The organism is Plantactinospora solaniradicis, assembly GCF_042658085.1.
Taxonomy (GTDB): domain Bacteria; phylum Actinomycetota; class Actinomycetes; order Mycobacteriales; family Micromonosporaceae; genus Plantactinospora; species Plantactinospora solaniradicis.
In genome coordinates this window covers 1-1,414 of record NZ_JBHSPR010000140.1, presented here as the reverse complement: position 1 = coordinate 1,414, position 1,414 = coordinate 1, and the positions used below count along the sequence as shown (strand labels likewise).

Below are 1,414 nucleotides of genomic sequence, written 5' to 3'. Positions count from 1 at the left end.
GCGGGTGGGGTCGTAGGCCACGCCGTCTTGCCAGCAGCGCCAGATCACGTGCAGCCAGGCGCGGGCGAGGATCCGGGTGGCGTGGGGGTGGTCGTGGCCCCGAGTTCGGGCTCGTCGGTAGAGGTCAGCGGCCCAGGGGTTGGTGTGGTGGGAGTCGCCGGCGAAGTCGATGACTGCTCCACGGAGTTGTTTGTCGACGGCCCAGCGGAAGCCGACGACTTTCACCTTCCCGGACTGCCTCGTCGAGGGCGCGGCTCCGGCCAGGCAGGTGAGCGCCTCCGGGGTCGGGAAGCGGCCGCGGGCGTCACCGATTTCGGCCAGAAGCCGGGCCGCTCGCACGATCCCTGCCCGGGGCAGGGACGTGAACACCGCCGCGTCGGGATGCTGCAGCAACTGGATTTCGATCTGCTCTTCCAACGTGTCGATCTGCTCCCGCAGGGCAGTGAGTCCGGCCACCAGCGCAGCGGTGACGTGCGCCCGGGCGGTGGCTTGAGGACCAGTGGTCCCGCGGGTGGACGCGAGCAGACGCTCGTGCAGCAGTCCGGCTCGTGCTGGGTTGGGGTAGGAGACGGTGCGCAGCCAGTTCTGGAGTCTGCGTGGCGACAGCCAGTCGACCTGTTCCTGAGTCGTGAACCGGGTGAGGAAACTCAGGGTGATGGCGGAGTCGATGTCGCGGAACAGCCCGATCACGCCGGGCAGGACGTGTTCGAGGTGGGCACGGAGCTGGTTGGCCATCGCGACGCGGGCGGCGATGAGGTCCTTGCGGGCGCGGACGGTCATCCGCAAGGTCCGTGTCGCGGGAGAGTCGAGGGTGAGGGGACGCAGACGGTGGCGATCGGTGCGGACGGTATCGGCCAGGACGTAGGCGTCGAAGCGGTCGTCCTTGTTGCCGGCTGCGCCGTATCGTCGGCGCAGGTGCTTGATCTGATTCGGTGCGATCACGAAGACCGTGAACCCCGCCTCAAGGAGAGCCTCGACGATGGGCCCGTCGGGGCGTTCGATACCGACCTCGAGCACACGGGCCTGCTGCAGGCACCGCAGCAGCTTCCTCAGCCCTGCAGCGGTGTGCTCGACGAGCATCCGTTGGATCTCGACGCCGTCGGGACCAACAATCGCGAGGGCGTGCTCCGTGCTGGCCCAGTCGACTCCTGCGGTTGGTCGACTCATCGAGGGATCGTGTTCGACACTCATGGTGTCCTCCTTGCTGTTGCAGCAGCAGGTGGGCACCTGGTGATCTCAGGACACGGAAGCCGGTCGCTCACTGATCGGCGCTCGACGGCGCGCAGCCCTGTCGCCAGTCAGACGTGTCCTGGGACCACCGGGCCCCGCGGAACTCATGCCGGACCTCTCACGGTCAAGCGTGCAAGGCAGTGGCCCGGTGGGGACCAGGTGCGCCGGCGACCCGATACCGCCG

The 1,414-nt window shown here is 68.4% G+C and carries 1 protein-coding gene; it reads right to left on the bottom strand.

All coding sequences use genetic code 11. The features are described from left to right. Positions 1 to 1,191: IS110 family RNA-guided transposase (locus ACFP2T_RS47915; RefSeq protein WP_377434780.1), on the bottom strand; the 1,191-nt coding region annotated here is incomplete at its 3' end. Positions 1,192 to 1,414: the final 223 nt, after the last annotated feature.